Origin of the sequence: Hoeflea sp. CAU 1731, assembly GCF_039888615.1 — a bacterium.
Lineage (GTDB): Bacteria > Pseudomonadota > Alphaproteobacteria > Rhizobiales > Rhizobiaceae > Flavimaribacter.
This window is the reverse complement of the sequence record NZ_JBDQQS010000012.1, coordinates 126,131-152,903: the sequence shown is the minus strand read 5'-3', so window position 1 is coordinate 152,903 and position 26,773 is coordinate 126,131. Positions and strand designations below refer to the sequence as shown.

The 26,773-nt window shown below is 60.9% G+C and carries 26 protein-coding genes; 4 read left to right on the top strand and 22 right to left on the bottom strand.

Going from position 1 to position 26,773, the window contains the following annotated elements:
* Positions 1-202 precede the first annotated feature (202 nt).
* On the top strand, positions 203-1,144 hold the full coding sequence (locus AAFN47_RS19510; protein ID WP_499810921.1) for a tyrosine recombinase XerC: 942 nt from the start codon (positions 203-205) through the stop codon (positions 1,142-1,144).
* Positions 1,145-1,250: 106 nt separating this feature from the next.
* Positions 1,251-2,333: a TraB/GumN family protein gene (locus AAFN47_RS19505; protein WP_499810920.1), complete on the top strand. Its 1,083-nt coding sequence runs from the start codon at positions 1,251-1,253 to the stop codon at positions 2,331-2,333.
* Positions 2,334-2,357: 24 nt separating this feature from the next.
* On the opposite strand, the gene lpdA is transcribed toward AAFN47_RS19505, so the two are convergent.
* From lpdA to AAFN47_RS19455, 10 genes are all read right to left on the bottom strand, one after another.
* The gene (gene lpdA, locus AAFN47_RS19500) at positions 2,358-3,764 is read right to left on the bottom strand and encodes a dihydrolipoyl dehydrogenase (protein ID WP_499810919.1); all 1,407 of its coding nucleotides are present in this window, start codon (positions 3,762-3,764) and stop codon (positions 2,358-2,360) included.
* A 22-nt stretch (positions 3,765-3,786) separates the two neighbouring features.
* Positions 3,787-4,299 (bottom strand): hypothetical protein, encoded by a 513-nt coding sequence (locus AAFN47_RS19495; protein ID WP_499810918.1) that lies wholly within the window; start codon positions 4,297-4,299, stop codon positions 3,787-3,789.
* A 36-nt stretch (positions 4,300-4,335) separates the two neighbouring features.
* Positions 4,336-5,571 (bottom strand): 2-oxoglutarate dehydrogenase complex dihydrolipoyllysine-residue succinyltransferase, encoded by a 1,236-nt coding sequence (odhB, locus tag AAFN47_RS19490; protein WP_499810917.1) that lies wholly within the window; start codon positions 5,569-5,571, stop codon positions 4,336-4,338.
* 39 nt (positions 5,572-5,610) lie between these two features.
* Complete coding sequence (locus tag AAFN47_RS19485) at positions 5,611-8,595, bottom strand: 2-oxoglutarate dehydrogenase E1 component (RefSeq protein WP_499810916.1); 2,985 nt, start codon at positions 8,593-8,595, stop codon at positions 5,611-5,613.
* Positions 8,596-8,859: 264 nt separating this feature from the next.
* Positions 8,860-9,771 (bottom strand): succinate--CoA ligase subunit alpha, encoded by a 912-nt coding sequence (sucD, locus tag AAFN47_RS19480; RefSeq protein WP_499810915.1) that lies wholly within the window; start codon positions 9,769-9,771, stop codon positions 8,860-8,862.
* Between the two features lie 8 nt (positions 9,772-9,779).
* On the bottom strand, positions 9,780-10,148 hold the full coding sequence (locus tag AAFN47_RS19475) for a cupin domain-containing protein (protein WP_499810914.1): 369 nt from the start codon (positions 10,146-10,148) through the stop codon (positions 9,780-9,782).
* Between the two features lie 5 nt (positions 10,149-10,153).
* Positions 10,154-11,350: an ADP-forming succinate--CoA ligase subunit beta gene (gene sucC / locus AAFN47_RS19470; RefSeq protein WP_499810913.1), complete on the bottom strand. Its 1,197-nt coding sequence runs from the start codon at positions 11,348-11,350 to the stop codon at positions 10,154-10,156.
* Between the two features lie 30 nt (positions 11,351-11,380).
* On the bottom strand, positions 11,381-12,343 hold the full coding sequence (mdh, locus tag AAFN47_RS19465) for a malate dehydrogenase (RefSeq protein WP_499810912.1): 963 nt from the start codon (positions 12,341-12,343) through the stop codon (positions 11,381-11,383).
* Positions 12,344-12,513: 170 nt separating this feature from the next.
* Positions 12,514-13,671, bottom strand: coding sequence for a cell division protein ZapE (gene zapE, locus AAFN47_RS19460; protein ID WP_499810911.1), 1,158 nt, complete (start codon positions 13,669-13,671; stop codon positions 12,514-12,516).
* A gap of 43 nt (positions 13,672-13,714) precedes the next feature.
* Positions 13,715-14,221, bottom strand: coding sequence for a protease inhibitor Inh/omp19 family protein (locus AAFN47_RS19455; RefSeq protein WP_499810910.1), 507 nt, complete (start codon positions 14,219-14,221; stop codon positions 13,715-13,717).
* Positions 14,222-14,567: 346 nt separating this feature from the next.
* Between AAFN47_RS19455 and AAFN47_RS19450 the strand changes: the two genes are divergently transcribed.
* Positions 14,568-15,509: a YHYH protein gene (locus AAFN47_RS19450; protein ID WP_499810909.1), complete on the top strand. Its 942-nt coding sequence runs from the start codon at positions 14,568-14,570 to the stop codon at positions 15,507-15,509.
* 11 nt (positions 15,510-15,520) lie between these two features.
* On the opposite strand, the gene msrA is transcribed toward AAFN47_RS19450, so the two are convergent.
* From msrA to AAFN47_RS19420, 6 genes are all read right to left on the bottom strand, one after another.
* Complete coding sequence (gene msrA / locus AAFN47_RS19445; protein WP_499810908.1) at positions 15,521-16,174, bottom strand: peptide-methionine (S)-S-oxide reductase MsrA; 654 nt, start codon at positions 16,172-16,174, stop codon at positions 15,521-15,523.
* A gap of 147 nt (positions 16,175-16,321) precedes the next feature.
* Positions 16,322-17,101, bottom strand: coding sequence for a succinate dehydrogenase iron-sulfur subunit (locus AAFN47_RS19440; protein WP_499810907.1), 780 nt, complete (start codon positions 17,099-17,101; stop codon positions 16,322-16,324).
* 11 nt (positions 17,102-17,112) lie between these two features.
* Positions 17,113-18,936, bottom strand: a complete 1,824-nt coding sequence (gene sdhA / locus AAFN47_RS19435) for a succinate dehydrogenase flavoprotein subunit (protein WP_499810906.1) — start codon at positions 18,934-18,936, stop codon at positions 17,113-17,115.
* Positions 18,937-18,942: 6 nt separating this feature from the next.
* Positions 18,943-19,323, bottom strand: a complete 381-nt coding sequence (gene sdhD, locus AAFN47_RS19430; protein ID WP_499810905.1) for a succinate dehydrogenase, hydrophobic membrane anchor protein — start codon at positions 19,321-19,323, stop codon at positions 18,943-18,945.
* Between the two features lie 15 nt (positions 19,324-19,338).
* Positions 19,339-19,731 (bottom strand): succinate dehydrogenase, cytochrome b556 subunit, encoded by a 393-nt coding sequence (gene sdhC, locus AAFN47_RS19425; protein WP_499810904.1) that lies wholly within the window; start codon positions 19,729-19,731, stop codon positions 19,339-19,341.
* Between the two features lie 251 nt (positions 19,732-19,982).
* Complete coding sequence (locus AAFN47_RS19420) at positions 19,983-20,441, bottom strand: GNAT family N-acetyltransferase (RefSeq protein WP_499810903.1); 459 nt, start codon at positions 20,439-20,441, stop codon at positions 19,983-19,985.
* 182 nt (positions 20,442-20,623) lie between these two features.
* Here AAFN47_RS19420 and AAFN47_RS19415 point away from each other — a divergent pair, with 182 nt between their 5' ends.
* Entirely contained in the window at positions 20,624-21,034 is a 411-nt protein-coding gene (locus tag AAFN47_RS19415; protein ID WP_499810902.1) for a hypothetical protein, read from the top strand.
* A gap of 45 nt (positions 21,035-21,079) precedes the next feature.
* On the opposite strand, the gene leuC is transcribed toward AAFN47_RS19415, so the two are convergent.
* From leuC to rimM, 6 genes are all read right to left on the bottom strand, one after another.
* Positions 21,080-22,489 (bottom strand): 3-isopropylmalate dehydratase large subunit, encoded by a 1,410-nt coding sequence (gene leuC / locus AAFN47_RS19410; RefSeq protein ID WP_499810901.1) that lies wholly within the window; start codon positions 22,487-22,489, stop codon positions 21,080-21,082.
* 412 nt (positions 22,490-22,901) lie between these two features.
* Positions 22,902-23,726: an amino acid ABC transporter permease gene (locus tag AAFN47_RS19405; protein WP_499810900.1), complete on the bottom strand. Its 825-nt coding sequence runs from the start codon at positions 23,724-23,726 to the stop codon at positions 22,902-22,904.
* Positions 23,727-23,754: 28 nt separating this feature from the next.
* On the bottom strand, positions 23,755-24,552 hold the full coding sequence (locus tag AAFN47_RS19400; RefSeq protein WP_499810899.1) for a transporter substrate-binding domain-containing protein: 798 nt from the start codon (positions 24,550-24,552) through the stop codon (positions 23,755-23,757).
* A gap of 190 nt (positions 24,553-24,742) precedes the next feature.
* Complete coding sequence (gene rplS / locus AAFN47_RS19395; protein ID WP_499810898.1) at positions 24,743-25,303, bottom strand: 50S ribosomal protein L19; 561 nt, start codon at positions 25,301-25,303, stop codon at positions 24,743-24,745.
* A gap of 168 nt (positions 25,304-25,471) precedes the next feature.
* A complete protein-coding gene (gene trmD / locus AAFN47_RS19390) occupies positions 25,472-26,176 on the bottom strand; it encodes a tRNA (guanosine(37)-N1)-methyltransferase TrmD (RefSeq protein ID WP_499810897.1) in 705 nt (234 codons plus the stop codon).
* Positions 26,173-26,760, bottom strand: a complete 588-nt coding sequence (rimM, locus tag AAFN47_RS19385; protein ID WP_499810896.1) for a ribosome maturation factor RimM — start codon at positions 26,758-26,760, stop codon at positions 26,173-26,175. Before rimM ends, trmD begins: the two co-directional genes overlap by 4 nt.
* Positions 26,761-26,773: the final 13 nt, after the last annotated feature.

Here is a 26,773-nt window from a genome sequence, read left to right as displayed (position 1 = left end):
ACGCCTCGGCTGGACAATAGTGTCTTCTGAGGGGCCGGATATCATATAATGCCATGAATCGGGCTTGGCTAGTGTAGTAGAATCGAAGATCCATCCATCATTTCAACAGTCTGCTGCAGGAACTTCAGATTCGGGCCGCCAGCCGAATCACCTACTTCACGGAGCGTAAATGATTCCTTTTTCAAATTGAATTCCGGCGCCCATGAAACAAGATGAATTTTTAGTACATGCAAGGCCGGATCTGCTGACGCAGGCGCAGGCCTGGCTTGAGCACCTGTCTTCCGAGCGCCGACTGGCCGGCAACACGCTGGAAGCCTATGAGCGCGATCTGCGCCAGTTCTTCGCCTTCCTGACTGGTCATCTTGGCGGCGCGCCCAACCTTGCCGACCTGTCGGAACTCAGACCCGCCGATATTCGCGCCTTTCTTGCCGCGCGGCGCGGCGACGGCGCGGGAAACCGCACCGTTGCCCGCGGGCTTGCGGCGATCCGGTCTTTCTTACGCTTTTTGCAGAAACGGAGACTGGTCAACGCCGCCGGCGTCAACGCGATGCGCGCGCCGCGCCAGCCCAAATCCCTGCCGCGACCGATGACGGACGCCCAGGCCGTCGCTTTGACCGAGTTCGACAGCCAGCTTGCCGAAGAACCCTGGGTCGCGGCGCGCAACGCAGCCGTAATGACGCTGCTCTATGGCTGCGGCCTGCGCATATCCGAAGCGCTTGCGCTGACGCCGTCCGACCTGACCGCAGACAAAACATCGTTGAGCGTAACCGGCAAAGGCGGCAAAACCCGGATTGTCCCGCTTCTGGAGGTCGCCCGGGAGGCCGTCGCGGACTATAGCAGGCTCTGTCCCTGGACGCTGGAAACCGACGCGCCGCTGTTTCGCGGCGTACGCGGCGGCGCGCTGCAACCCGCAATCATCCAGAAGGAAATGCGGAAAATGCGCAGCGCGCTTGGCCTGCCGGACAGCGCCACCCCGCATGCACTGCGTCATTCCTTCGCCACCCATCTTCTCGCCGGAGGCGGCGATCTGCGCTCGATCCAGGAATTGCTGGGACATGCGAGCCTGTCGACCACGCAGATTTATACAGGAGTCGATACGGCCCGCCTGCTCGACGCCTACAAGAAGGCGCACCCGCGCGCCTGACACGATCTTTTAAGAACATCATGCGATTGGCCATAAAGGTTCGGGCGCAGCCATTGCCGAACATGCATTCAGATCGCCCGACCAACACATTGCGCAGGAGCCTTTCATGAAACCGCTATCAGGCCATTTCGATGCAGAGCCGCGCATGCGGATGCTCCTCAAAACCCTGTCAGCGGCGCATCTGGCGTTTCTTGTCTCCTTTGTCGCAATCCTCGCTTCCGCCGTCGAAACCGCGCGGGCGCAGGAAATCGTCTGTCAGGGCGAAAACCTGATGCCATCGCTCGAAGCAGATCATCCGGAAGCGATTGCAGCGATCGAAGCGGCGGAAGCCGAAACCGTCAACGGCAAAGGCTTGCTCTGGCGGATCGAAAAGGACGGCGTCGAACCGTCCTGGCTGTTTGGAACCATGCATGTCGCAGATCCGCGCATCACGGCGATGACGCCAGCGGCGCGAGAGGCGTTCGACAAGGCGGACGTCATAGCCGTCGAAGTCAAGGAGATCGGCGAGAATCCGGAAAAGCTTGCTGGCGTCCTGTTCGGCAATCCCGAATTTTCCGCGCTTCCCGATGGCCAGACCTTGGGCGACATCCTCGACGAGGAGGAAACGGCCGTGCTCAAGGTTGCCCTGCGCCGAAAAGGCGTGCCCTATATTTCGGTTTCCAAAATGCGGCCCTGGCTTGTGATGAGCATGCTTTCCACGCGCGACTGCGATGCAAAATACATGCAGGCCGGCGCCATGCTGCTGGATATGAAACTCGCCGGAGACGCCGCCGACAGCGGCAAGAAACTGCTGGGGCTTGAAGCCATCGAGGAACAGTTCAGGGCGATCAACGCGGCGCCGCTGGACTCACAGGTCGACATGCTGATAGCCACCGCGGCCCTGGACGATCGTATGGAGGATCTCCACGAAACCATGACGGCGCTCTATCTGGAACGCCGGATAGCAGCCATCATGCCCATGCTCGCCCAGATGTCGAAAATCTATGGCTTTCCGGACGGAGACGCCCAGACCGCGATTTTCGAGGATGAGCTTATCAACAAGCGCAACCGCACGATGGTCGAACGCGCAGGGCCAATTATCGACGAAGGCAACGCTTACCTCGCCATCGGCGCCCTTCACCTGCCGGGCGATGACGGGCTTGTCGAATTGTTGCGCAAGAGCGGCTATACGCTGACGGCCGTGGACTGATCCGGATAACCGCCCGGGCGAGGATCACATGTGGATCGTCTTGTCCCAGGCGCCGAGCGCCGCCTCCTTGACGGATTCCGACATCGTCGGATGAGCGTGACAGGTGCGCGCCAGATCCTCGGCGCTGCCGCCGAACTCCATCGCCACACAGGCCTCATGGATCATCTCTCCGGCGCCGAAGCCGATAATGTGAACGCCGAGGATCCTGTCGGTCCGCTTGTCTGCCAGCACCTTGGCGAAGCCGTCCTGCTGCAGCATGGCGCGCGCCCGGCCATTCGCCGAGAACGGAAACTTTCCGACCTTGTAGTCGACGCCCGCAGCCTTCAGCTCCTCTTCGGTCTTTCCGACGGAAGCGACTTCCGGCTGGGTATAGACGACGCCCGGAATGACATCGTAATTCACGTGTCCCGCCTTGCCGGCGATGATTTCGGCGACCGCGACGCCCTCGTCCTCCGCCTTGTGGGCGAGCATCGGTCCGGCGACCACATCGCCGATCGCGTAGACGCCGGAAACATTGGTGCGATAGTGATTGTCGATTTCGACCCGGCCAACCTTGTCGGTTTCAATGCCGGCTTCGTCGAGACCGAGACCCTCCGCATAGGGTTTGCGTCCTGTCGAAATCAGCACCACGTCGGGCTCGAGCGTCACCGCTTCGCCGCCCTTGACCGGCTCGAACGTGACCCTGGCGCCGTCGCCGGCCTTTTCGACCGCCGTAACCTTGGCGCCAAGCTGGAATTTCAGGCCCTGCTTGGCGAACAGTCTCTGACACTGTTTAGACACCTCCGCGTCCATAGGCCCGAGGATCTTGTCGAGGAACTCCACGACGGTGACTTCGGCGCCCAGCCGCGACCACACGGATCCGAGCTCCAGCCCGATGACGCCGCCGCCGACGACGACCATCTTCGCGGGCACCTTGTCAAGCTCCAGAGCGCCGGTCGAGGAAACGATGACCTTCTCGTCGATCTTGACGTCGAGACCGGGAATGCCGGCAACGTCCGATCCCGTGGCGATCACGATGTTCTTCGTCTCAAGTTCGCTGACCTTGCCCTCGCCATCGGTCACCGACACCTTGCCGGGGCCGGCGATCTTTCCGGAGCCCCGGTGCACGTCGATCTTGTTCTTCTTCATAAGGAAGTTGAGGCCGTCCGTGTTGGATTTCACGGTCGTGGTTTTGTGATCCATCATCTTGCCGAGGTCGAGCTTGAGATCGCCAATGCCGACGCCGAGAGCCTCATAGCTGTGGCCCGCCTCCGCATAGATTTCGGATGCGTGGAGCATCGCCTTGGAGGGTATGCAGCCGACATTCACACAGGTTCCGCCGAGCGTGTCGCGCTTTTCGACGACCGCCGTCTTGAGGCCGAGTTGCGCCGCCTTGATCGCGCACACATAACCACCGGGTCCGGCTCCGATTACGATGACGTCATAAGCCATTATGGCCAATCCTTTCGCTCAGCTATTCCTGACAGGCATAGAGTAACAGATGTTTGAATTCGATTGCCGGCAGACCCGCCTCTTCGAAAAGGGCCGACTGCGTCAGCGCCTCGTCCAGTCCCTGCATGACGACCCGCGGGCTCGCCGGCTGGTCGTGACCGGAGAGCGGCGATGTCGCGCCGTCGGCGTCGGAGGCCAACATGGGCCCCTGCCAGATCCGGCACTGCGACAGATCGTTCCCCGTCACATCGCCTTCCGGGCAGTTGTCGAGAACGACGCCGAGTTCGCCTTCGCCGGCGTCATCGGGAAAGACGTAGCCATCGAGCGCCGTATCGAGGCCGTCAACCACGACGCGGAAACTCCTGGCATTGTCGCCCCGAAACTCCAGCAGGATCGCCTGATCCGCCGCCTGATAGGCGGCGAGCACCAGAGGACAGGTCCGTCCGGTCTTGCCGCCGGCGGATGACGCCGCTCCGGTTTCCCCCACTCCGAAAAAGAGAATGGCGACCGGCGCTATGGCGGCAAGCGGTTTCATCACAGTTCCGTTTCCGTTTTCCGATCCGCGGCCGGATCAGAGATCGAGGACGAGACGTTCCGGATCTTCAAGGCTCTCCTTGACGCGCACCAGGAACGTCACGGCTTCCTTGCCGTCGACGATCCGGTGGTCGTAGGACAGCGCCAGATACATCATCGGGCGGATGACCACCTGGCCGCCGATCGCCATCGGCCGCTCCTGGATCTTGTGCATTCCGAGGATGCCCGACTGCGGCGCATTGAGGATCGGCGAAGACATCAGCGAACCGTAGACACCGCCGTTGGAAATCGTGAAAGTGCCGCCCTGCATGTCCTTCATGTCGAGCTTGCCGTCTCGGGCGGCCAGGCCGAGGCGGGCGATTTCCGCTTCGATTTCGGCGATCGACATGGCGTCCGCGTCGCGCACGACCGGCACCACGAGGCCCTTGTCGGTGCCGACGGCGACGCCGATATGACAGAAATTCTTGTAGATGATCTCAGCGCCGTCGATCTCCGCATTGACCGCCGGAACTTCCTTCAGCGCGTGGCATACGGCCTTCGTGAAGAAACCCATGAAGCCAAGCTTGACGCCGTGCTTCTTCTCGAAGAGGTCCTTGTACTTCTTGCGCAGATCCATGACGGCCGTCATGTCCACCTCGTTGTAGGTGGTGAGCATCGCCGCCGTGTTCTGGGCGTCCTTCAGACGCCGCGCGATGGTCTGGCGCAGGCGGGTCATCTTGACCCGTTCCTCGCGCGTCTCGTCTTCCGACGGCGAAGCCGGGCGGGCGACCGCCGCCGGCGCAGGCTGCGGCGACTGGTCGAAACCCTTTTCGATGGCGTCGATGACGTCGCCCTTGAGGACCTGGCCGCGCTTGCCGGTGCCTTCGACCTGCTCCGGCCTGACGTCCTTTTCTTTCATCATCCGCGCCGCTGACGGCGACGGCGGCATGTCTGTCTTTCCGGCTGCGGCCGGTTTTTCAGCAGACGCCGGCTTAGCCCCGGCCTTCGGTTCTTCCTTGCTTTCCTTTGCCGGTTCGGACTTGGCGGCGGCCGCCGCGCCTTCGGCGATCTGTCCGAGGATGGCGTCGACCTCGACGGTGTCGCCTTCCTTGGCGACGATCTCGGAGAGCGTGCCGGCGGTCGGCGCCGGAACCTCGATCGTCACCTTGTCGGTTTCGAGCTCAAGGAGCGCCTCATCGACGGCGACGGCGTCGCCGACTTTCTTGTACCAGGTTCCGATCGTTGCTTCTGAAACGGATTCTCCCAGAGTGGGAACGCGGATTTCAGTGGCCATGATATTTTTCCGTTATGTCAGTTTCGTTGCTGAGGATCGTCAGTTGCCGAGCGCATCCTCAAGGAACGCTTCGAGTTGCGCCTTGTGCTTCGACATCAGTCCGGTCGCCGGAGAGGCGGCCGCCGGCCGACCCGTATAGCGCACGCGCTGATACTTGGCGTCTATATGCGCCAGCACCCATTCCAGATAGGGATCGATGAACGCCCATGCGCCCATGTTCTTGGGCTCTTCCTGGCACCAGACCATTTCAGCCTGGCGGAAGCGGGACAATTCGTTGATCAGCGCCTTGGCCGGGAACGGATAAAGCTGTTCGAGACGCAGCAGGTAGATGTCGTCGACGCCGCGCTGTTCGCGCTCCTCGTAGAGGTCGTAATAGACCTTGCCGCTGCACATGACGACGCGCCGGATCTTGTTGTCCTTCTGCAGCTTGATCGGCTGATCCTTCAGCGTTTCGGCGTCGTCCCACAGCAAGCGGTGGAACGAGCTTTCGCTGGCCATCTCCGAAAGCTGGGAGACGGCGCGCTTGTGGCGAAGCAGCGATTTCGGCGTCATCAGGATCAGAGGCTTGCGGAAGTCGCGCTTCATCTGCCGCCGCAGGACGTGATAGTAGTTAGCCGGCGTCGTACAGTAGGCGACCTGCATGTTGTCCTCGGCGCAGAGCTGCAGGAACCGCTCGAGACGAGCCGAGGAGTGCTCCGGACCCTGGCCTTCATAGCCGTGCGGCAGGAGGCAGACGAGACCGGACATGCGCAGCCATTTGCGCTCACCGGACGAGATGAACTGGTCGAAGACGACCTGCGCCCCGTTGGCGAAATCGCCGAACTGGGCTTCCCAGAGCGTCAGCGCATTCGGCTCCGAAAGAGAATAGCCGTATTCGAAGCCGAGCACCGCTTCTTCCGAGAGCATCGAGTTGATGACCTCGTAGAGCGCCTGACCGGAACCGAGATTGTTCAGCGGGATGTAACGGTTTTCGTCCTTCTGGTCGTAGAGGACCGAATGACGTTGCGAGAATGTTCCCCGCTCCACGTCCTGACCGGACAGACGCACGGGATTGCCTTCCAGCACCAGCGACCCGAAGGCCAGCGCTTCCGCCGTCGCCCAGTCGATATTCTCGCCGGTCTCGATCATCTGCGCGCGATGATCCATGAACCGCTTGACCGTGCGGTGGACGTTGAAATCGTCCGGAACGGTGGACAGTTTGCGGCCGATGTCCTTGAGCTGCTTGACGGTGAGCGCAGTCTTGCCCCGGCGTTTTTCGTCCTGGTTGTCGGCGACCCGCATACCCGACCAGGCGCCATCCAGCCAGTCAGCCTTGTTGGGCTTGTAGGAATGGCCCGCCTCGAATTCCTCTTCGAGATAGGCGCGCCAGTCGGCGCGCATCGTTTCCAGTTCTTCCTCGGTCAACAGACCTTCGGCCATCAGCTTTTTCGAGTAGATCTCGACCGTGGTCTCGTGCGAGCGGATCCGGTCATACATGATCGGCTGGGTGAACGCCGGCTCGTCGCCCTCATTGTGGCCGAAGCGGCGATAGCAGAACATGTCGATGACCACCGGCTTGTGGAAGGTCATGCGGAATTCGGTCGCGACCTTCGCCGCGTAGGTCACGGCTTCCGGATCGTCGCCGTTGACGTGGAAGATCGGCGCCTCGATCATCTTCGCCACATCCGACGGATAGGGCGAGGACCGCGAGAAGCGGGGATTGGTCGTAAAACCGATCTGGTTGTTGACGATCACATGGATCGTGCCGGCGACCCTGTGCCCGCGCAGACCCGAAAGGCCGAGACACTCGGCGACCACGCCCTGGCCAGCAAAGGCCGCATCGCCGTGCAGCAGCAGCGGAAGGACTTTCACGCGCTCGGAAAGCGGCACGATCTCGCTGCGCCGGGCGCCGGTAAGCAGATCCTGTTTTGCTCGCGCCTTGCCCATGACGACGGGATTGACGATTTCGAGATGCGACGGGTTGGCGGTCAGCGACAGATGCACCTTGTTTCCGTCGAATTCCCGGTCCGAAGAGGCGCCGAGATGGTATTTTACATCGCCGGAACCCTCGACGTCGTCGGGCGTGTAGGAGCCGCCCTTGAATTCGTTGAAGATCGCCCGGTGCGACTTGCCCATGACCTGACTGAGCACATTGAGACGACCGCGATGCGACATGCCGAGGACGATTTCCTTCAGCCCCATGCCGCCGCCGCGCTTGATGATCTGCTCGAGCGCGGGAATGAGCGATTCGCCGCCATCGAGGCCGAAACGCTTGGTTCCCTTGTACTTGACGTCGATGAACTTTTCGAAGCCTTCGGCCTCGACCAGCTTCTGCAGGATCGCCATCTTTCCGCGCTTGGTGAAATCAACGCCCTTGTCGGGACCTTCGATGCGCTGCTGGATCCAGGACTTCTCTTCCGGATTGGAGATGTGCATGAACTCGACGCCGATCGTCGAGCAGTAGGTTCGCTTCAGGATCTCCAGCATCTCGGTGATGGTGGCGTATTCCAGGCCCAGCACATTGTCTAGGAAGATGCGCCGGTCATAGTCCTGCGGGGTGAAGCCGTAATTTTCCGGCGACAGTTCGTTATAGTCTTCCTTGGCCTCGGCGATTCCGAGCGGATCGAGATTAGCGTGCAGGTGGCCGCGCATGCGATAGGCGCGGATCATCATGATGGCGCGCACGGAATCGCGCGTCGCCTGCAGGACGTCGACATCAGCGAGCGCCGCCGATTTGTCGACGGCCTTTTCCTTCAGCCGGCCCTCGATGTGTTTTTCGACCGCGCCCCAGTCGCCGCCGAGCGCGGACACGAGTTCGCCGTTGGCCTGGATGGGCCAGTTCGGCTTCTTCCAGGATGCGCCCCTGGCGGCCTTGTGCACGGCGTCCGCGTCGTCCTGCAAGGCGCCGAAGAACGAGCGCCACTCGTCCGGCACGGAAGACGGGTCGTCCTCGTAGCGGGCATACAGGTCTTCAATGTATGATGCGTTGCTTCCGTAGAGAAAGGATGTCGCCTGGAAGGCTTCGTTGGCTTGCTGTCTTGACATCAGCCTTTTGCGGAGATTTCCGCCTCCTTGAACTTGCCGACGGCCCTGCCAGCCGCCACTCGATTGCCCCTTCCGGGGCCTCGCCTAAACCAAATTGCGGCGCATCCCGGACGCGCCCTACACTAGTCACGTTTCATATCGCAACGGAACCCTTTTTCCCGACAGGAAGGCGGAGATCCGTCACAACTCCGTTAACGGAGCCTCGCCTGCCGGCGTCAACCGCCGCACAGGCGTCTCGGGCGGCTTTCGCCGCCCGTCTTTGTCTTAGCCCTTCAGCACCTCGACGAGCGTGCTGCCGAGTTGCGCCGGAGACGGCGACACCGTGATGCCGGACGCTTCCATGGCCGCGATCTTGTCTTCCGCGCCGCCCTTGCCGCCGGAAATGACGGCGCCGGCGTGTCCCATGGTGCGGCCCGGAGGCGCCGTGCGGCCGGCGATGAAGCCGACGGTCGGTTTCTTGCGGCCCTTCTTCGCCTCGTCGGCCAGGAACTGCGCTGCGTCTTCCTCGGCCGATCCGCCGATCTCGCCGATCATGATGATCGACGTCGTCGCGTCGTCCGCCAGGAACATCTCCAGCACGTCGATGAACTCGGTGCCCTTGACCGGGTCGCCGCCGATGCCGACGGCCGTTGTCTGACCGAGCCCGGCGTTCGACGTCTGGAACACCGCTTCGTAAGTAAGCGTTCCCGAGCGCGAAACAACGCCCACGGATCCCTTTTTGAAGATATTGCCCGGCATGATGCCGATCTTGCATTCCTCGGGGGTCAGAACGCCCGGGCAGTTCGGTCCGATCAGCCGCGAATTCGACTTGTCGAGCCGCGCCTTGACCTTGACCATGTCGAGAACCGGGATGCCCTCGGTGATGCAGACGATGAGCGGGATCTCGGCGTCGATCGCCTCGATGATCGCAGCGGCGGCGCCTGCCGGAGGAACGTAGATGACGGAGGCGTCGGCGCCCGTCGCATCGCGGCCTTCTGCGACAGTTGCGAAGATCGGCAGATCCGCTGATCCGTCACCAACCTTGCCCGTCCAGGTTTCACCGCCCTTTTTCGGGTGAATCCCGCCGACCATCTTCGTGCCGTAATAGGCGAGCGCCTGTTCCGTGTGAAAGGTTCCTGTCTTGCCGGTCAGCCCCTGGACGAGAACCTTGGTTTCCTTGTTGACGAGAATGGACATTATTCTTCCTAAAGTCGGTTGAGTTCTGAAACGGTAAGATCGCTCGCGGCGTTGCCGGTGTTCAGGGTGGTCGCGGGCTCGAACATCAGCACGACAGGTTCGTGCGTCAGCGAACGCGGACGATGCTCCACCGTTTTCGGCGCCACCATGAAATCGCCTTCGCCGAGTTCCACCGAGCCGTCCCTGAAGTCGATTGCAATGCGTCCGCGCAGGACGAGAAAACCCTCGTCTTCCTCGTCATGGGCGTGCCAGTCGAAGATTTCGCCGAACTTGGCGATCTTGACCTGGGAATCGTTGACGTCTCCGACGATGTGGGGCTGGAAAACCCCGCTTATGCCTTCGGCGGCTTCGACGAGATTGATCTTGCGCGGAGGCACCTTGCTCAGGCTCCCTTGACCGCCTTGACGATCTTCTGGGCGGCGTCGTCGAGATCATCGGCGGCGATCACGTTGAGACCGCTCTCGTTGATGATCTTCTTGCCTTTCTCGACATTGGTTCCTTCCAGCCGAACGACCAGCGGAACCTTGAGGCCGACTTCCTTGACCGCGGTGACGACGCCTTCGGCGATCACGTCGCAGCGCATGATGCCGCCGAAGATGTTGACGAGGATGCCTTCCACCGCCGGATCCGCCGTGATGATCTTGAAGGCGGCCGTGACCTTTTCGGTCGTGGCGCCGCCGCCGACGTCGAGAAAGTTAGCCGGCTCTGCGCCGTAAAGCTTGATGATGTCCATGGTCGCCATGGCGAGGCCCGCGCCATTGACCATACAGCCGATATTGCCGTCGAGAGCGACGTAGGCGAGATCGTGCCTTGAGGCTTCGATCTCCTTCTCGTCCTCTTCCGTCACGTCACGCAGTTCGACAATGTCGGGATGGCGGAACAGCGCATTGCCGTCGAAGGACACCTTGGCGTCGAGAACGCGCAGTCTGCCGTTTTCCATAACGATGAGCGGGTTGACCTCGAGCAGGCTCATGTCCTTTTCGGTGAAGGCCTTGTAGAGGATCGGAAACAGCGTCTCGCCGTCCGACCGCGCTTCGCCCTGCAGCTCCAGCGCATCGCTCAGTTTCGCCGAATCCGCCGCCGTGACGCCGGTTTCGGGGTCGATCGCCAGCGTCAGGATCTTCTCCGGCGTTTCCTCGGCCACCGCTTCGATGTCCATGCCGCCTTCCGTGGAGACCACGAAAGCGGGACGGCCAACGGTGCGGTCGACGAGGATCGAAAGATAGAGTTCGCGGTCAATATCGGCGCCGTCCTCGATATAGAGGCGGTTGACCTGCTTGCCGGCGGGACCCGTCTGCTTGGTGACGAGCGTATTGCCGAGCATTTCATTCGTGTTGCCGATGACTTCCTCGACAGAGCCCGCGAGCCTGACGCCGCCCTTGGCGTCGGCGGACAGTTCCTTGAACTTGCCCTTGCCGCGACCGCCCGCATGGATCTGGCTCTTGACCACGTAAAGCGGCCCGGGGAGTTTCTTGGCGGCCGCTTCCGCCTCATCGGCGGCAAATACGGGCACGCCCTCGGCGACGGGAGCGCCAAAGTCCTTCAGAAGGGCCTTGGCCTGATATTCATGTATGTTCATGGAAGATTTCCGACTCGCGTTACGGCTGGACTATTTCAGATTGGGAGCGATGTTCATGCAGGCTTCGCACAATCCCGCAACCGCGGAGACCGAACTGTCGAAAGCCTTCTGCTCGGACTTGTTGAGGTCAATCTCGATGATCCGCTCAACGCCGTCGGAGCCGATGATCACGGGAACGCCGACATACAGGTCCTTGACGCCGTACTGACCGGAAAGATAGGCGGCGCAAGGCAGCACGCGCTTCTTGTCCTTGAGGTAGGATTCGGCCATCGCGATCGCCGACGCGGCCGGAGCGTAATAGGCCGAGCCGGTTTTCAGCAGTCCGACAATCTCGGCGCCGCCGTCGCGGGTGCGCTGGATGATTTCTTCAAGGCGCGCCTTGGTGACCCAGCCCATCTTGACGAGGTCGGTCAGCGGAATGCCTGCGACGGTCGAGTAGCGCGCCAGCGGCACCATGGAGTCGCCGTGTCCGCCCAGCACGAAGGCCGTGACGTCTTCAACCGACACCTTGAATTCTTCGGCGAGGAAGTAGCGGAAGCGCGAACTGTCGAGCACGCCGGCCATGCCGACAACCTTGTTCTTCGGCATACCGGAGAATTTCTGCAGGGCCCAGACCATCGCGTCGAGCGGATTGGTAATGCAGATGACGAAAGCGTCGGGAGCGTATTTCTTGATGCCCGCGCCAACCTGCTCCATTACCTTCAGATTGATTTCGAGAAGATCGTCGCGGCTCATGCCCGGCTTGCGCGGCACGCCGGCGGTCACGATGCAGACATCCGCGCCCTCGATCCCCGCATAGTCGTTGACGCCGGTCATCGCTGCGTCAAAACCGTCGACCGGCGAGGATTCGGCGATATCCAGTCCCTTGCCCTGGGGAATTCCCTCGGCGATGTCGAAAAGAACGACATCCCCCATCTCCTTAAGACCAGCAAGGTGGGCCAAAGTGCCGCCAATCATGCCGGATCCGATCAAAGCGATTTTATTGCGCGCCATACGATGACACCTCCGATTGTCTCAGTCTGCTGGTCATTTGTCCCCGAAGAACGGCCATGTGATTAGACTCCTCTCCAAAATTTGGCAACTTAAACTTTGGATATGAGCAAATTCAAACGGTTATATCTTTCGGGACTTACGTAAACGTAAGAATTTTGCCTATTTCCTGTTCATTCGACCCTGGCTGCGCGGGTCGCGGAAACATAGTCGAGGCTCTGCATCTCGAACAGACGAGAGGCCGTGCGGGCGAATTCGAAACCTTCCGTCCCCGTGCCGGAGCGGAACAGGTTCTCGGGATCAGCGGCCGCCGTCATGTAGATCAGGGTTCCGGAATCGTAAAGCGCGTCGACCAGGTTGATGAACCGCTTCGCCTCATTGCGCATGCTCTGATCGAGCACCGGCACGTTCTCGATGAAGATCGTGTGGTATCTCGCGGTGATGGCGAGATAGTCCCGCGCTCCGAGCGGCTGGCGGCAAAGCTCCTCGAAGCTGAAGCGCGCGACGCCGTCCGCGACGAGCGGCACGGTCAGACGCCGGCCCATGACCTCGATCGTATCCTGGCGGATTTGTTCGCCGGCGATAACCTCTTTCCAGGTCTTCGCAAAGGCGATGCGCGTCTCGTCGTTGAGCGGGTGCAGATAGACGGGCAGCCGGCGCAACTTCTCGAGCCGGTAGTCCGTTCGCGCATCGAGGTTGAATATATCGACCTCGTCCTTCAACAGATCGATGAAGGGCAGGAAGAGCTGCCGGTTGAGCCCGTCGCGATAGAGATCGTCCGGCTCCACATTCGACGTGGCGATGAGGACGCAGCCGCGGGAAAAGAGCTGCTCGAACAAGCGCGACAGGATCATCGCGTCGGTGATGTCGGTGACGGAAAATTCGTCGAAGCACAACACCCAGGCTTCTTCGATGAGCTGTTCGGCGACCGGGGGCATCGGATCGGCTTCCGGCGTTTCACCCCGCTTGTGCGCCTTCCTGTGGGCGTTGATGCGATCATGGACGTCAGCCATGAAGGCGTGGAAATGCACGCGACGCTTTTTATGAGCGGGAACCAGCTTGTAGAAGAGGTCCATGAGCATGGTTTTGCCGCGGCCAACAGACCCGTAGATATAGAGGCCGCGAACCTTGGGGGGTTCGTTCTTCTTGCGCGCGAAAAGCCAGCCCAGCGAGCTCGATTTGGAACGCAGGCGCTTGGCGCTGATTTCGGACAGCACGTGATCGAGCCTGTCAGCGAGCTCGATCTGCGCCTCGTCCTCCTGCAGCGCGTCCCTCGTCACGAGCGCCTTGTAACGCTCGACCACGGTCGTGCGTTCGGCAATATCCTTCATCGAGAGGTCACCAGTGCAAGCGCTGACCAACCGGTCATTCGGATCAGCGGCTCAGGCTGACTGGCTGTCCGGACTTCGTGGTTCCGTTGTAGGCTTCCTCACCGGACTTGTAGAGCCGGGCAAACTGGTTGCCGGAGTTGTCGGATAGCAGGACCTGATTGCCCTGGACGTCCCAGGCCGAGACCAGGGCCGCCTCGTTGCTGCAACCGCGTGTGGCCGCGCGGTAGCCGCCGGTCCATTTGGTCAACGCAAGGAACAGATCGCAATTCGATCCGCTCGCTGAAATCGTCCAGCGGCCGACCAGAGCTTCACGCGTAACCGCCGGAGCGCCTGCTGCGGCCGTCTCGAATTGCTCCTGCGACTGGCCGTCAGCCGGGGCTTCCGGGAAACCGCTGGCGTCGCCGGGCGAAGACAGTTGTCCGCTCTGCACAGTGCCCACAGGCGCCGGAGAAAGCGGTTCAGGCTTGGGCAATGGCCGGTAATTCGTGCGCTGACAGCCGGCTGTCGCGACGACGAGGCCGATGAGCATCAGCACTGCAATATTCCGCATCTTCAAATCCCTGTTCCGTATTACGCGAGACACACGCCCGTCCGGGCGCTTCCTTACCCATAATAGTCGTTAGCTTTCAATATACAATGATGGCGAAATTGTAATAAAAATGGATGAAATCGTATCACGACCCGATTCAGGGACGATCGCGGAAATCATCCGATCAGCCAGTCCCAATAGCGATATGACGCGCCGATACGATGCGCCTCTGATCATCGCCCGGTTACATTTTGCGACAAATTCGGACCCGCGCGCCGGTTGACCTTGGCGAACTTCAGAAGTGTAATCCGGTCATTTCAATTTCAAGACGTAATATTTCATGTATACGAAATCCGGACACTTAATAGTGGATAGATCAAGACGATTCACCATTTTGCTGGGCGGCGCGGCGCTGTTTTCCTCGGCGATTGCAAGCACCGGCGCCCACCAATTGCCACTGGGCGACGGCAAGATCTCGAACCGCCCGAAAATGGATTATATCTTTTCCTGCCAGCAGCGATTCAATCCCAATGCGGGCGGCGCTCACGCAAGCGGAGACTGGCTTGGCAGAACGACTTACGATCCTGATCTCAAGCCTACAGTCCCGGGCTCTGTCTCGTGGCCGGCCGAACTCAGGATATCGCTGGAAGGAGAGAAACGGGTGGTCCGGTCGAACACTTTACCGGAAACGCCGACAGGCCGATTTCCCATTCGTCCGCAGGATGAAGCCTTTGCCTATGACAGGAATCCGGGCAGTATAAGAAAGACAGACATTGCCTACTCCATGCCGGCGCTGCCGGCGACCGCAAGACGCGCGCAGTGCGCGCCGATGGGCATGATCGGGCTCACGGTCACCAACACGGCCATCTTCAATGCCCTGGATGGTCGCGGCAAGGACGCGCCGGCGCATGAAATCATGGATGCGTGCGCCGGACACCCGGAGCGCAATGGCCTGTATCATTTTCACACCATGTCGCCCTGTATCAAAGACACACGCTCGGGACCAGGCGGGCATTCAGATCTCATCGGCTATGCGCTGGACGGGTTCGGTATATACGGAAAATACGGCGAAGGCGGCAAGCGTATGAAAAACGCCGACCTCGACGAGTGCCACGGACACATCGGCAAGGTCATCTGGGATGGCGAGGAGCGGGAAATGTATCACTACCACATGACGGACGAGTATCCGTATACGGTGGGTTGTTTCCGGGGAACGCCGGCCAAATTGCCGGCCAGTCTCTCACCCGGCCGCGGCGGAATGCGCCGGCCGCCGCCCGGCGGTTTTGGCAGTCCCCCGAGACAGCCCTGACAGACCCCGGGTCAGTGCGTTTTCGACAGGCCCCGATGGGCGTCATCGCCCCATAGCCGGTCGAGTCGGGCATCGCGGCGACAGCCAAAACGATAATATTTGTAGCGAACCGGATTCTTCAAATAGTAGTCCTGGTGATAGTCCTCGGCCGGATAGAATCTCTGCGCCGGCGCGATCAACGTGGCGACCGGCGCGTCCAGTTCGGCTGAGATCGTCTTCGCCGAGGCCTCCGCCTGCTTCTGCTGGTCATCGCTTGTCGTGTAGATGGCCGTGGTGTAGCTCTCGCCACGGTCGCAGAACTGACCATCGGCGTCGGTCGGATCGACGCTGTGCCAATAGGCGTCGAGCAATGCCTCGTAACTCACCTTGTCCGGATCATATTCGACCAGCACCGCCTCGCGGTGGCCCGTGGTTTCGGTGACGACATCACGATAGGTCGGATTGTCCAGATGGCCGCCGGTATAGCCGGACGTCGTAGACACAACGCCCGGCACCTTGTCGAAGTCCGATTCCACACACCAGAAACATCCGCCGGCGAAGATCGCCTCCGCGGTATCCGAGGTTGCGGCCGTCTGCGCATGCAAGACAGGCATGGGCGAGAGCCCGTATGCGGCGACAGCGGCCAGTCCGGCGGTCATGAGTCCTGCAATGGTGAATCTGCGCATGGCGTTTCTCCCGTGGAACAGTATTGCTTTCCTGATCCAGTAGAGGCCGCGCCGCGCATTCTTCAAGTCAAAAGCACTCACGTCAGCGTGAGTTGATCGTGTCACGCGGCCGTTCAGCTGTGGCAAGTCTAAGTGGGGTCGCGGCGATCAGACGCGCCGCTCGACCAGCATCTTCTTGATTTCGGCGATCGCCTTGGCCGGATTAAGCCCCTTCGGGCATGTCTGGGCGCAGTTCATGATGGTGTGGCAGCGATAGAGCCGGAAGGGATCTTCGAGCTGGTCCAGACGTTCGCCGGTGGCCTCGTCGCGACTGTCTATCAGCCAGCGATAGGCCTGCAACAATACGGCGGGACCGAGATATCGGTCGCCGTTCCACCAGTAGCTCGGGCAGGAGGTCGAGCAGCAGGCGCACAGAATGCATTCATAGAGACCGTCAAGCTTGACCCGGTCCTCATGCGACTGCAGCCATTCCTTTTCAGGCGCCGGCGAGACTGTCTGCAGCCACGGCTCGATTGACCTGTGCTGGGCGTAGAAATTGTTGAGGTCGGGAACGAGATCCTTGACCACCGGAAGATGCGGCAGCGGATAGATCTTCACCGGACCGTCGATTTCATCCATGCCCTTGGTGCAGGCAAGCGTGTTCGCGCCGTCGATATTCATCGCGCAGGAACCGCAGACGCCTTCGCGGCAGGAGCGGCGCAGCGTCAGCGTCGGGTCTATCTTATTCTTGATGTAGAGCAGACCGTCGAGAACCATCGGTCCACAATCGTCGACATCAATGTAATAGGTGTCGATCGAGGGGTTCTTTCCCTCGTCCGGGGACCAGCGATAGACGCGGAATTCGTGCAGCTTCGACGCGCCGTCTGGCTTCGGCCACGTCTTGCCCTCGGTGATCCGCGAGTTTTTGGGAAGTGTGAATTCAACCATGACGGACCTTCCTAATAGACGCGTTTCTTGGGCGCGATGCGCGCCAACTCGATGCCGCCTTCGCTCTCGGGCGTCAGCGGATCAACATGGACGGGCCGGTATGAGAGGTCGACCTTGCCCTTCTCGTCCATACGGGCCAGCGTATGGACACGCCAGTTCTTGTCGTCACGATCGGGAAAATCTTCCCGCGCATGGGCGCCGCGGCTTTCCTTGCGCGCCTCCGCGCCGTGAACAGTCACAAGGGCGCAGACCGCAAGATTGTCCAGTTCCAGCGTTTCCACCAGATCGGAGTTCCAGATCATGGACCGGTCGGTGACCTTGATATCCGGCAGCGCGGCGTAGATCTCGTCGATGCGCTTGCAGCCTTGCTCCAGCGATTCCTGGGTGCGGAAAACGGCTGCGTCTTCCTGCATGGCGCGCTGCATGCGATCGCGCATCTCCGCCGTCGGAACCGAACCGTTGGCGTGACGCGTGCGGTCGAACCGTTCGAGTATCTTGTCCAGGCTCGCCTGCGGCACATGCGGAATTTCCGAGTTCCGGTCGATCGTCTGACCGGCGCGGATCGCCGCCGCGCGTCCGAAGACCACCAGGTCGATCAGGGAGTTCGATCCCAGCCGGTTGGCGCCGTGAACGGATGCACAGCCTGCCTCGCCAACCGCCATCAGACCCGGTTGAATACGATCGGGATCGTCGTCTGTGGGGTTAAGCACCTCTCCGTGATAGGTGGTTGGAATACCGCCCATGTTGTAATGCACGGTTGGCAGGACGGGTATCGGCTCCTGCGTCACGTCGACGCCGGCAAAAATCCGCGCTGATTCCGAAATGCCGGGCAGCCTTTCGGCCAGCACTGCCGGATCGAGGTGGTCGAGATGCAGGAAGATGTGATCCTTTTCCTTGCCGACGCCGCGTCCCTCGCGAATTTCCATGGTCATGCAGCGCGAAACGACGTCGCGCGAGGCAAGATCCTTGGCGGAAGGCGCATAGCGCTCCATGAAGCGTTCGCCTTCGGAATTGACGAGATAGCCGCCCTCGCCGCGCGCGCCCTCGGTGATCAGCATGCCGGCGCCGTAGATGCCGGTTGGATGAAACTGGACGAACTCCATGTCCTGCAACGGCAGGCCCGCGCGGGCGATCATGCCGTTGCCGTCGCCGGTGCAGGTGTGCGCGGAGGTGGCCGAAAAATACGCGCGTCCGTAACCGCCCGTGGCAAGCACCACCATCTTGGCGCGGAAAACATGCATCGTTCCGTCGTCAAGGTTCCAGGCGACGACGCCGGTGCATACGCCGTCGTCGCTCATCAGCAGGTCAATCGCGAAATACTCGATGAAGAACTGTGCGTGATGGCGCAGCGACTGGCCGTAGAGCGTATGCAGAATGGCGTGGCCTGTCCGGTCGGCCGCGGCGCATGTGCGCTGCACCGGCGGGCCTTCGCCGAAATTCTGCATGTGGCCGCCGAATGGCCGTTGATAGATCTTGCCCTCTTCCGTGCGCGAAAAAGGCACGCCGTAGTGCTCAAGCTCGTAGACGGCTTTCGGCGCCTCGCGGGCAAGATATTCCATGGCGTCGTTGTCGCCAAGCCAGTCCGACCCCTTGATGGTGTCGTACATGTGCCACTGCCAGCTGTCCGGCGTCATGTTGCGCAAGCTTGCTGCAATGCCGCCCTGGGCGGCCACAGTATGCGAGCGCGTCGGGAAAACCTTGGTGATGCAGGCTGTCCGCAAACCCTGTTCGGCCATGCCGAGCGTGGCCCTGAGACCGGCGCCGCCGGCGCCGACTACAACGACGTCAAAAGTGTGTTCGGTCAGCTCGTAGGCTTTGCTGTTACTGCTGTTCATTACCGGTCAGCCTCCGAAACCGAGCTTGAGGACGGCGAAGAGCGAAAGCGCTGCAATGAAGACCGTGAAGCATGTGTTCAGGATAAGGAGCGCAATCTTCATCCCCTCTCCGTGCACGTAGTCCTCGATGATCACCTGCATGCCGAGCCGCATATGGATGAGCGATACGAGGATCACCAGCCCCATGATGACAGCGACAAACGGATTGCCGAGCGCCGCCGTCACGGCCTCATAGGGTTCTCCCTGGTAGGCCATGATGAAAATCACAAAAAACAAGAGCAGCGGAATATTGGCGATCGCCGTCAGTCTTTGGCGCCAGAAGTGGTCAGTGCCCTCCTTGGCGGATCCCAGTCCGCGAACCTTCGCAAGCGGTGTGCGCATATCCATGACGCTGTCTCCCCCTCAACCGAAAATCAGAACGATGGCCCAGACGAGAACCGTCAGGACGCCGGACCCGATGAGAGTCCACTGCGCGACCTTTGTCGCCAGGTGTTTTTCCATGCCATGTCCGGTGTCTGCGACCAGAAACCGGATGCCGTTGAGCGTATGGAACATCAGGGCCCAGGTGAATCCGAAAATCACCAGTCGCCCGATAATCGACCCAAGCACCGCATTGGCGAATGCGAAATAGCCTGGCCCCGCCGCCGCGGCGACGAGCCACCATGCGACGAGAATCGTGCCGAAATACATCGCGGCTCCGGTGATGCGCTGCGCGATCGACACGAACATGGTCGGCGAGAGTTTGTAAATGCCCAGATGCGGAGAAAGCGGTCGGTTATGAGTGGCGTTGGCCATGGGGCCTCCGAATGATTTCAACGAACTGTCCGCGCGGCGACGGTTGCAACCACCCGGCGGGACACTGTCATTAATCGCTTCATTGCATCGCGTCAAAGCCGCCAAAAGCCGCTAAAACGATTAAATCGCTGCGAAAAATCCAGCACCCGTGTTCTAGAACGTTTCCAAATCGATTGAAAGGCGTCAGTCGACGCCAATTCGGAAAAATCGCGTTTAAAGACTTTTTTTCAGAAGCGCCGCGATTTCGACTGTCAGCGGTCGAAACGAATAATGAAGCTGGACCAGTCGGCGGTGGCGGCGATCTTTTCATACAGCTTGCGGCCGAAATCCGGGTTGCGCGGCGTGTTCAATACAAGCTTGCTCCAGCCGCGCGCTTCCGCGTCGTCCGACAGCAGGTCGATCATGGCCTTTGCGATGCCTTTGCCGCGGTGATCGTCACGGACATAGAGGTGGTCGACCTGACCCTGCCGCAGACCGGACACTGGTTCGGGTAGATCATAGAAAATCAGAAAACCGACCAGCTCGCCGTCGAGCCGCGCTCCGAGGATTTCCGCCACGCGATCCTGCAGCAGGCTTTCGGCGTAGAACTCGTCCGGTCGCCGCGGCGCGCCACGCTTCAGCGACTGGGCGTAGGCGGCGATCAAAGGGGCCAGTTCATGCGCGTTGGTCAAGCGCAGCGGTGAAATGTCGATGTCCGGTTCGGTGCTCATGATCCGTCCTGTTTGTGCCAAAGCGAAGGCTGCGTCAAGCCGCTGCAGCGCCGTGTTTGCGCCGGCGAATATCATGTCGTTAACCCTAACAAAAGCTTTACGCGCGGCGCGGTGGCTTGCAACCGGACGCCGCATTATGTTTTCTGCAACAGGATGCGGCACATCCATTTGCGAGAAATTCCATGCCGAAACGGCGTCACCGACACAATCCAACCGTTCAAGCGATCGCCTGCTGCGCAGCGATCGCCCTTTTTGGCTGCGCGGTCGGCGATCCGGCGCTGGCGAAAGACCTCAAGAACGGCAAACCTCCCCAAAACCGGGGAGCCGGGCAGGCCTATGAAGGCTCCGGCGCTGTCGGCCTGCCAACCCGCATACCAGGCATCGGCACCTATGCCGGCGCGCTGGCCGGAGAACGGTTTCGCGGCAACGGCAACTATTTCTACTACCAAGGGGCCTATGGCTACATTCCCGCGCCGCCGGCAGGCAAGGCCAATACCCAACCGCCGCAGGGAATGAAGATCATCGAAGTGGGAAAAGATACGCCGAACGAGGATTGCGACGAAGCAAGCGGCGTCTGCATCATCCGCCCATAAGGATGGAGGCCGCAGCGGCCCTTTGGAGCCGCTGCGAGATTTCTTTTATTTCCAGTCGCGGATATCGACGAACCGACCTGCGACGGCGGCGGCTGCAGCCATCGCCGGCGAAACGAGATGGGTGCGTCCGCGATAGCCCTGCCTGCCCTCGAAATTGCGGTTCGAGGTCGAAGCGCAGCGTTCTTCCGGCTTCAGCCTGTCATCGTTCATGGCAAGGCACATGGAACAGCCCGGTTCACGCCATTCAAATCCGGCCTCGAGGAAAATCTTGTCCAGGCCTTCGGCTTCGGCCTGGGCCTTGACCAGGCCGGAGCCCGGAACGACCATGGCGTTGACGCGCTCATGCACCTTGCGACCCTCGGCCATCCTGGCGGCGGCGCGAAGGTCTTCGATGCGTCCGTTCGTGCACGAACCGATGAAAACACGGTCGATTTCGATGTCGGTGATCTTCGTTCCCGGCTCCAGTCCCATATAGGCAAGCGCCCGCTTCTTCGAGGCGCGCTTTGTTTCTGCCGGAATATCCGCCGGATTGGGAACGACGCCAGTTACGGAAATCACGTCTTCCGGCGAAGAACCCCAGGAGACGATGGGCGGCAGGCTTTGGGCGTCGAGAACGATGGTCTTGTCGAAATGCGCGCCTTCATCCGATTTCAGGGTGCGCCAGTGAGCGACGGCCTGTTCCCAGTGCTCGCCTTTCGGCGACATCGGACGGTCCTTGAGATATTCGAAAGCCTTTTCATCGGGCGCGATCAGTCCGGCGCGGGCGCCGCCCTCGATCGTCATGTTGCAGACCGTCATGCGGCCTTCCATCGTCAGTTCCTTGATCGCCTGCCCGGCGAATTCGATGACGTGGCCGGTGCCGCCGGCCGTGCCGATCTCGCCGATGATCGCCAGAATGATATCCTTGGCCGTCACGCCTTCGGGCAGCGAATTATCCACCCGGACCAGCATGTTCCTGGCCTTTTTCTGGATCAGGGTCTGCGTGGCCAGCACATGCTCGACCTCGGACGTGCCGATGCCGTGCGCCAGGGCGCCGAACGCGCCATGGGTGGAAGTGTGGCTGTCGCCGCATACGATGGTGGTTCCGGGCAGGGTGAACCCCTGCTCGGGGCCGACGATGTGGACGATGCCCTGGCGGATGTCCGCCTCGTTGAAATATTGCAGATCGAACTCGGCTGCGTTCTTGGCCAGCGCCTCGACCTGAATGCGGCTTTCCTCGTTCATGATGCCGTTGACACGGTCTGGCGTCGTCGGAACGTTATGGTCGACGACAGCGAGCGTGCGGGAGGGATGGCGAACGCGCCGTCCGGTGTCGCGCAGGCCTTCGAAAGCCTGCGGGCTGGTGACTTCATGGACAAGATGGCGATCGATATAGAGCAGGCATGTTCCATCATCCTGCTCGTCCACCAGGTGGTCGTCCCAGATCTTGTCGTACAGTGTTCTTGGTTTTGTCATAGGTTCATTCCGAAAATTGCGAGCGTTTCCGAGGTATCCGTCAAGGGCGAACCCTTCTCGTTAGCCTCTGGTGATTTGATTATGACGTTCCTTGATCATTTCAGCGGTCTCATGCGGCAACTTCAAATCCGATTACCACGCCGGCGACACAATCCAGCCGGCGTTCCTATCAAATCGGAAGTTCAGTCCACGGACGCTGCACAGAGCAAGGAACTTCAGATTTGGGGCGCCGATAGGCAGCCGTGCGAATGCTTGAGCCGCGCAAAGAACCGACCAGGCAACCGCTTGTGATCATGCACAGGCAGAAACGCCGTCGACGTACGATGTCGAACGGGTCCGAAAAAGGCCAGGGCTTGTCTGATCAGTACACGCATGGTGGACGTTTCATATCAAGCTTTCTCCGCCTCGGCAATCAGGCATTGCCCTTTGCCCGGCTGGCTTTCCGAAGCCTTCGCTCCAGCGCCCGCAAGGCGAGAGACAGCCCGATCGTCAGGATGAGGTATATATAGGCGACGATGGAATAGGTTTCGAAGAATCGAAAGGAGCCTGACGCATAGACCTTGCCCATCTGGGTGAGGTCGGCGACGCCGAGGACAGAGACCAGCGAGGAATCCTTGACCAGCGCCACGAAATCATTGCCGAGCGGCGGCAGGATGGTGCGCAGGGCCTGTGGCATGACGATCAACCGAAAACGCTGCCAGCGATTGAGGCCGAGCGCCTTCGCCGCCTCCACCTGCCCCTCGTCGACCGCCATAATGCCGGCCCTGAAAACCTCCGATATGAAGGCCGAATAACCGATCATCAGGGAAATGATCGCTCGCCACAGAAGCGAAATGTCCCGCACCAGCAGCGGTTCGACCAGACCCGCGCTCTGCAGCGGCAGGGTGATCCAGTTCCATAAATGCACAAAACCCGGCGCGCCGACGAAAGCGATATAGAACAACAGGACCAGGATCGGCACGCCGCGAATGATCTCGACGTAGAAGCGCGCGGTCTGGCGAAGGACGATCGACTCCGAGAGTCCCATGACAGCGAGCAGCAGGCCGATGGCGGAGGCGAGCGCGAAGGCCACCACCGTCACGAAGATGGTGATCCACACGCCTTTGGAAACGACTGCAAAGACCTGGCGGTAGAGGTCGTCTCCGACGATGACGACCGCGATCGCCACGGCGGCGATTACGGCCGCGACGAGCCAGTAGGGAAAATCACCGTCGCCAGAGCTGCGCCTTGCGCTCATGGTCGAGCAGGGCGGGCGTCAAAGCCGCCTATTTGCCGAGCTCGTAATCCAGGAACCACTTCTTGTTCAGCGCGTCGATCGTGCCGTCTTCCTTCATTGCAGCGACCGCCGCATTGATCGGCTCGACCAGATCCGTGCCCTTGGGGAAGATGAAGCCGAAATCTTCCGTGCCAAGCGGCTCGCCAACCAGCTTGAGGGCGCCGTCGGACGCCTTCACGTAGCCTTCGCCCGCCGTGCCGTCGGTCAGCACGAGATCAATATCGCCGGTGCGCAGCGCCTGAACCTGGGCGCCGAAAGTCTCGAACAACTTGATGCGCGGGTTCTGCTCGTTTCCGTCGAGCACGTCATAGACGGCGACATAGAACGGCGTGGTGCCGGCCTGCGCGCCGACCAGGCCGTCTTCGAAGGCGGCGAACGAGGCGGCGTCGCTGAACCGCTCTTCATCGCCGCGCACCAGCATGAACATCTGCGACCGCATATAGGGATCGGAAAAATCTACCTTTTCCTTACGGTCTTCCTTGATGGTGATGCCGGTCATGCCGATGTCGTACTGACCATCCGAGACCGCCTGGATCATCGCATCCCAGCTTGTGTTCTGGTACGTAACGTTGATATTGAGCCGCTTCGCGATCTCGTTCATCGCATCATATTCCCAGCCGATCTGATCGCCGGTCTTCGGATCGATGAATTGCAGCGGCGGATAGGCGTTTTCCGTCACCACGACGATATTGCGTCCGCCGAAATCCGGAAGATCGGAGGCGAGGGCGGCGGCCGTGGAGACCGCTAGCGCGGCAAGGGCGGTGAAAGCTGTCTTGAGCAGGGTCATGGATGTCTCCCAATGAAACGAACATATCGCAGGTTGCGCCGAACGCGGCCGGCGCCGAATAGCTCATCTTTTCACGAAATCGACGGACTCTACAAGTTATACGAACGGCGCCGGAATATTCGAACCCGCAAAAACAAAACGCGCCCCCGACAGGAGGCGCGTTCGATAATCCCTGAAAGATGATGGAGGCTTATTCGCCGCTGTTTTCAGCCGGCGCTTCTTCCGCAGCTGCTGCTTCGGCGGCCGCCTTTGCGGCTGCTTCCTTTTCAGCGGCTTCCGCGGCTGCCTTCTCGGCCGCCAGCGCTTCAGCGGCTGCGATCTTTTCAGCCTCGATGCGCGCCTTTTCGTCGGCGATCGCCTTGCGCTCGGCTTCGTTCAGTTTGCGCGAGCGCACGTTGGTGTTTTCGGTGATGCGCGCAGACTTGCCGCGGCGTTCACGCAGATAGTAGAGCTTGGCGCGGCGGACCTTGCCGCGGCGCACGACTTCGACGCCTTCAACCAGCGGCGAGTAGACCGGGAAAACGCGCTCGACGCCTTCGCCGTAGGAAATCTTGCGGACAGTGAAGTTCTCGTTGATGCCGCCGCCGGAGCGGGCGATGCAGACGCCTTCATAGGCCTGAACGCGGGTGCGCGTTCCTTCCGTCACGCGAACCAGAACGCGCACGGTGTCGCCGGCGGAAAATTCCGGCAGCGTGCGTTTTGCTTCGATACGCGCGGCTTCCTCAGCCTCGATTTCACGGATGATATCCATGGCCCTTGACCTTTCTTTCTTCTGAAACAGCCAGAGCGCTCTCGAATCTCCTCTTGGTCAAAGCCTCAAGGGGCGCCTTTACGGCAGGAGCGTTTACGCCATTCTTTGCTTGATGGTTCTCGGATTGATCCGAGTTGCGGGGGCTATTACACCATGAACCCCGCCATGTCATCCCTTCTGCTCGTTTTTTTTGCGTTCGCGAAGATCCGGACGGCGACGCATCGTCAACGCCTCCGATTGCTCCCGGCGCCAGCGATCGATCTCCGCATGGTTGCCGGACAACAGCACCTCCGGGATCGACCGACCCTCGAAGGCCGGCGGTTTCGTGTACTGCGGATATTCCAGGAGATCGTCCTCGAAACTTTCCGACTGCCCGGAATGAGCGTTGCCCATGACGCCGGGCAGAAGCCGCACGATCGCATCGAGCACGACGATCGCCGCCGGTTCGCCTCCGGACAGGACATAATCGCCGACCGACAATTCTTCCAGATCGCGGCCGTCGATAACCCGCTGGTCGACGCCCTCGAAACGGCCGCAGACGATGACGACGCCGTGACCCTCTGCCAACGCGCGCACGCGTTCCTGCGTCAAAGGCGCGCCGCGCGGGCTCATGAGAAGTCTTGGCCGCGCATCGCTCTCAGGGCTGGCATGATCGATTGCGCGCGCCAGCACGTCGGCCTTCAGAACCATGCCGGCGCCGCCGCCGGCCGGCGTGTCGTCAACTCTGCGATGCCGGTCGGTCGCAAAGTCGCGGATCTGGACCGTCTCAAGCGACCAGTCGCCACGCTCGAGCGCCCGGCCGGCGAGCGATGCGGACAAGGGTCCCGGAAACATCTGCGGATAGAGGGTGAGAATGCTCGCGCGGAAACTCAACCGCCCTGCTCCGCCTGCTTGCGGCGCGGCGGACGCCGTTTGCGGCTGCCGGGGCCTGGCTCGTCTTCGTCCCCGAGACCGGCCTCGAGCGGCGAAACCGTTATGACGCGGCTTTCCATGTCGATATCGGTGACCGCGTCCCCGTTGAAAGGGATCATCACCGAACGGGCGTCGCCCTTGCGCAGTTCGATAATATCGCCGCCGCCGAAATCATGAATGGCGATCACCTGTCCGTAATCCTTCGCCTCGGCGTCGCGAACGGTCATTCCGACAAGATCGGCCTGGAAATACTCGTCGTCTTCGAGCGCATCATCCGGCAGGCGGGACCGATCGATGAAAAGCTCGGTTCCGTTCAGGGCTTCGGCTTGCTCCCGGCTGTTGACCGCGTCGAAACGCACGACGACGACCGTCTTGGAGGGCCGGATCGCCTTGACTTTATAGGCGTTGCCCTTGTCGTCGAACAGCGGCCCGTAGTCGCCAAGCGCAAGCGGGTCTTCGCCGAAGGGCTTGACCCGCACCTCTCCCCTGACGCCGTGCGGCGCGCCGATCACAGCCATGAGAACCGGTTGTTTGCCGCCCGACATCAGCAGTCAGATC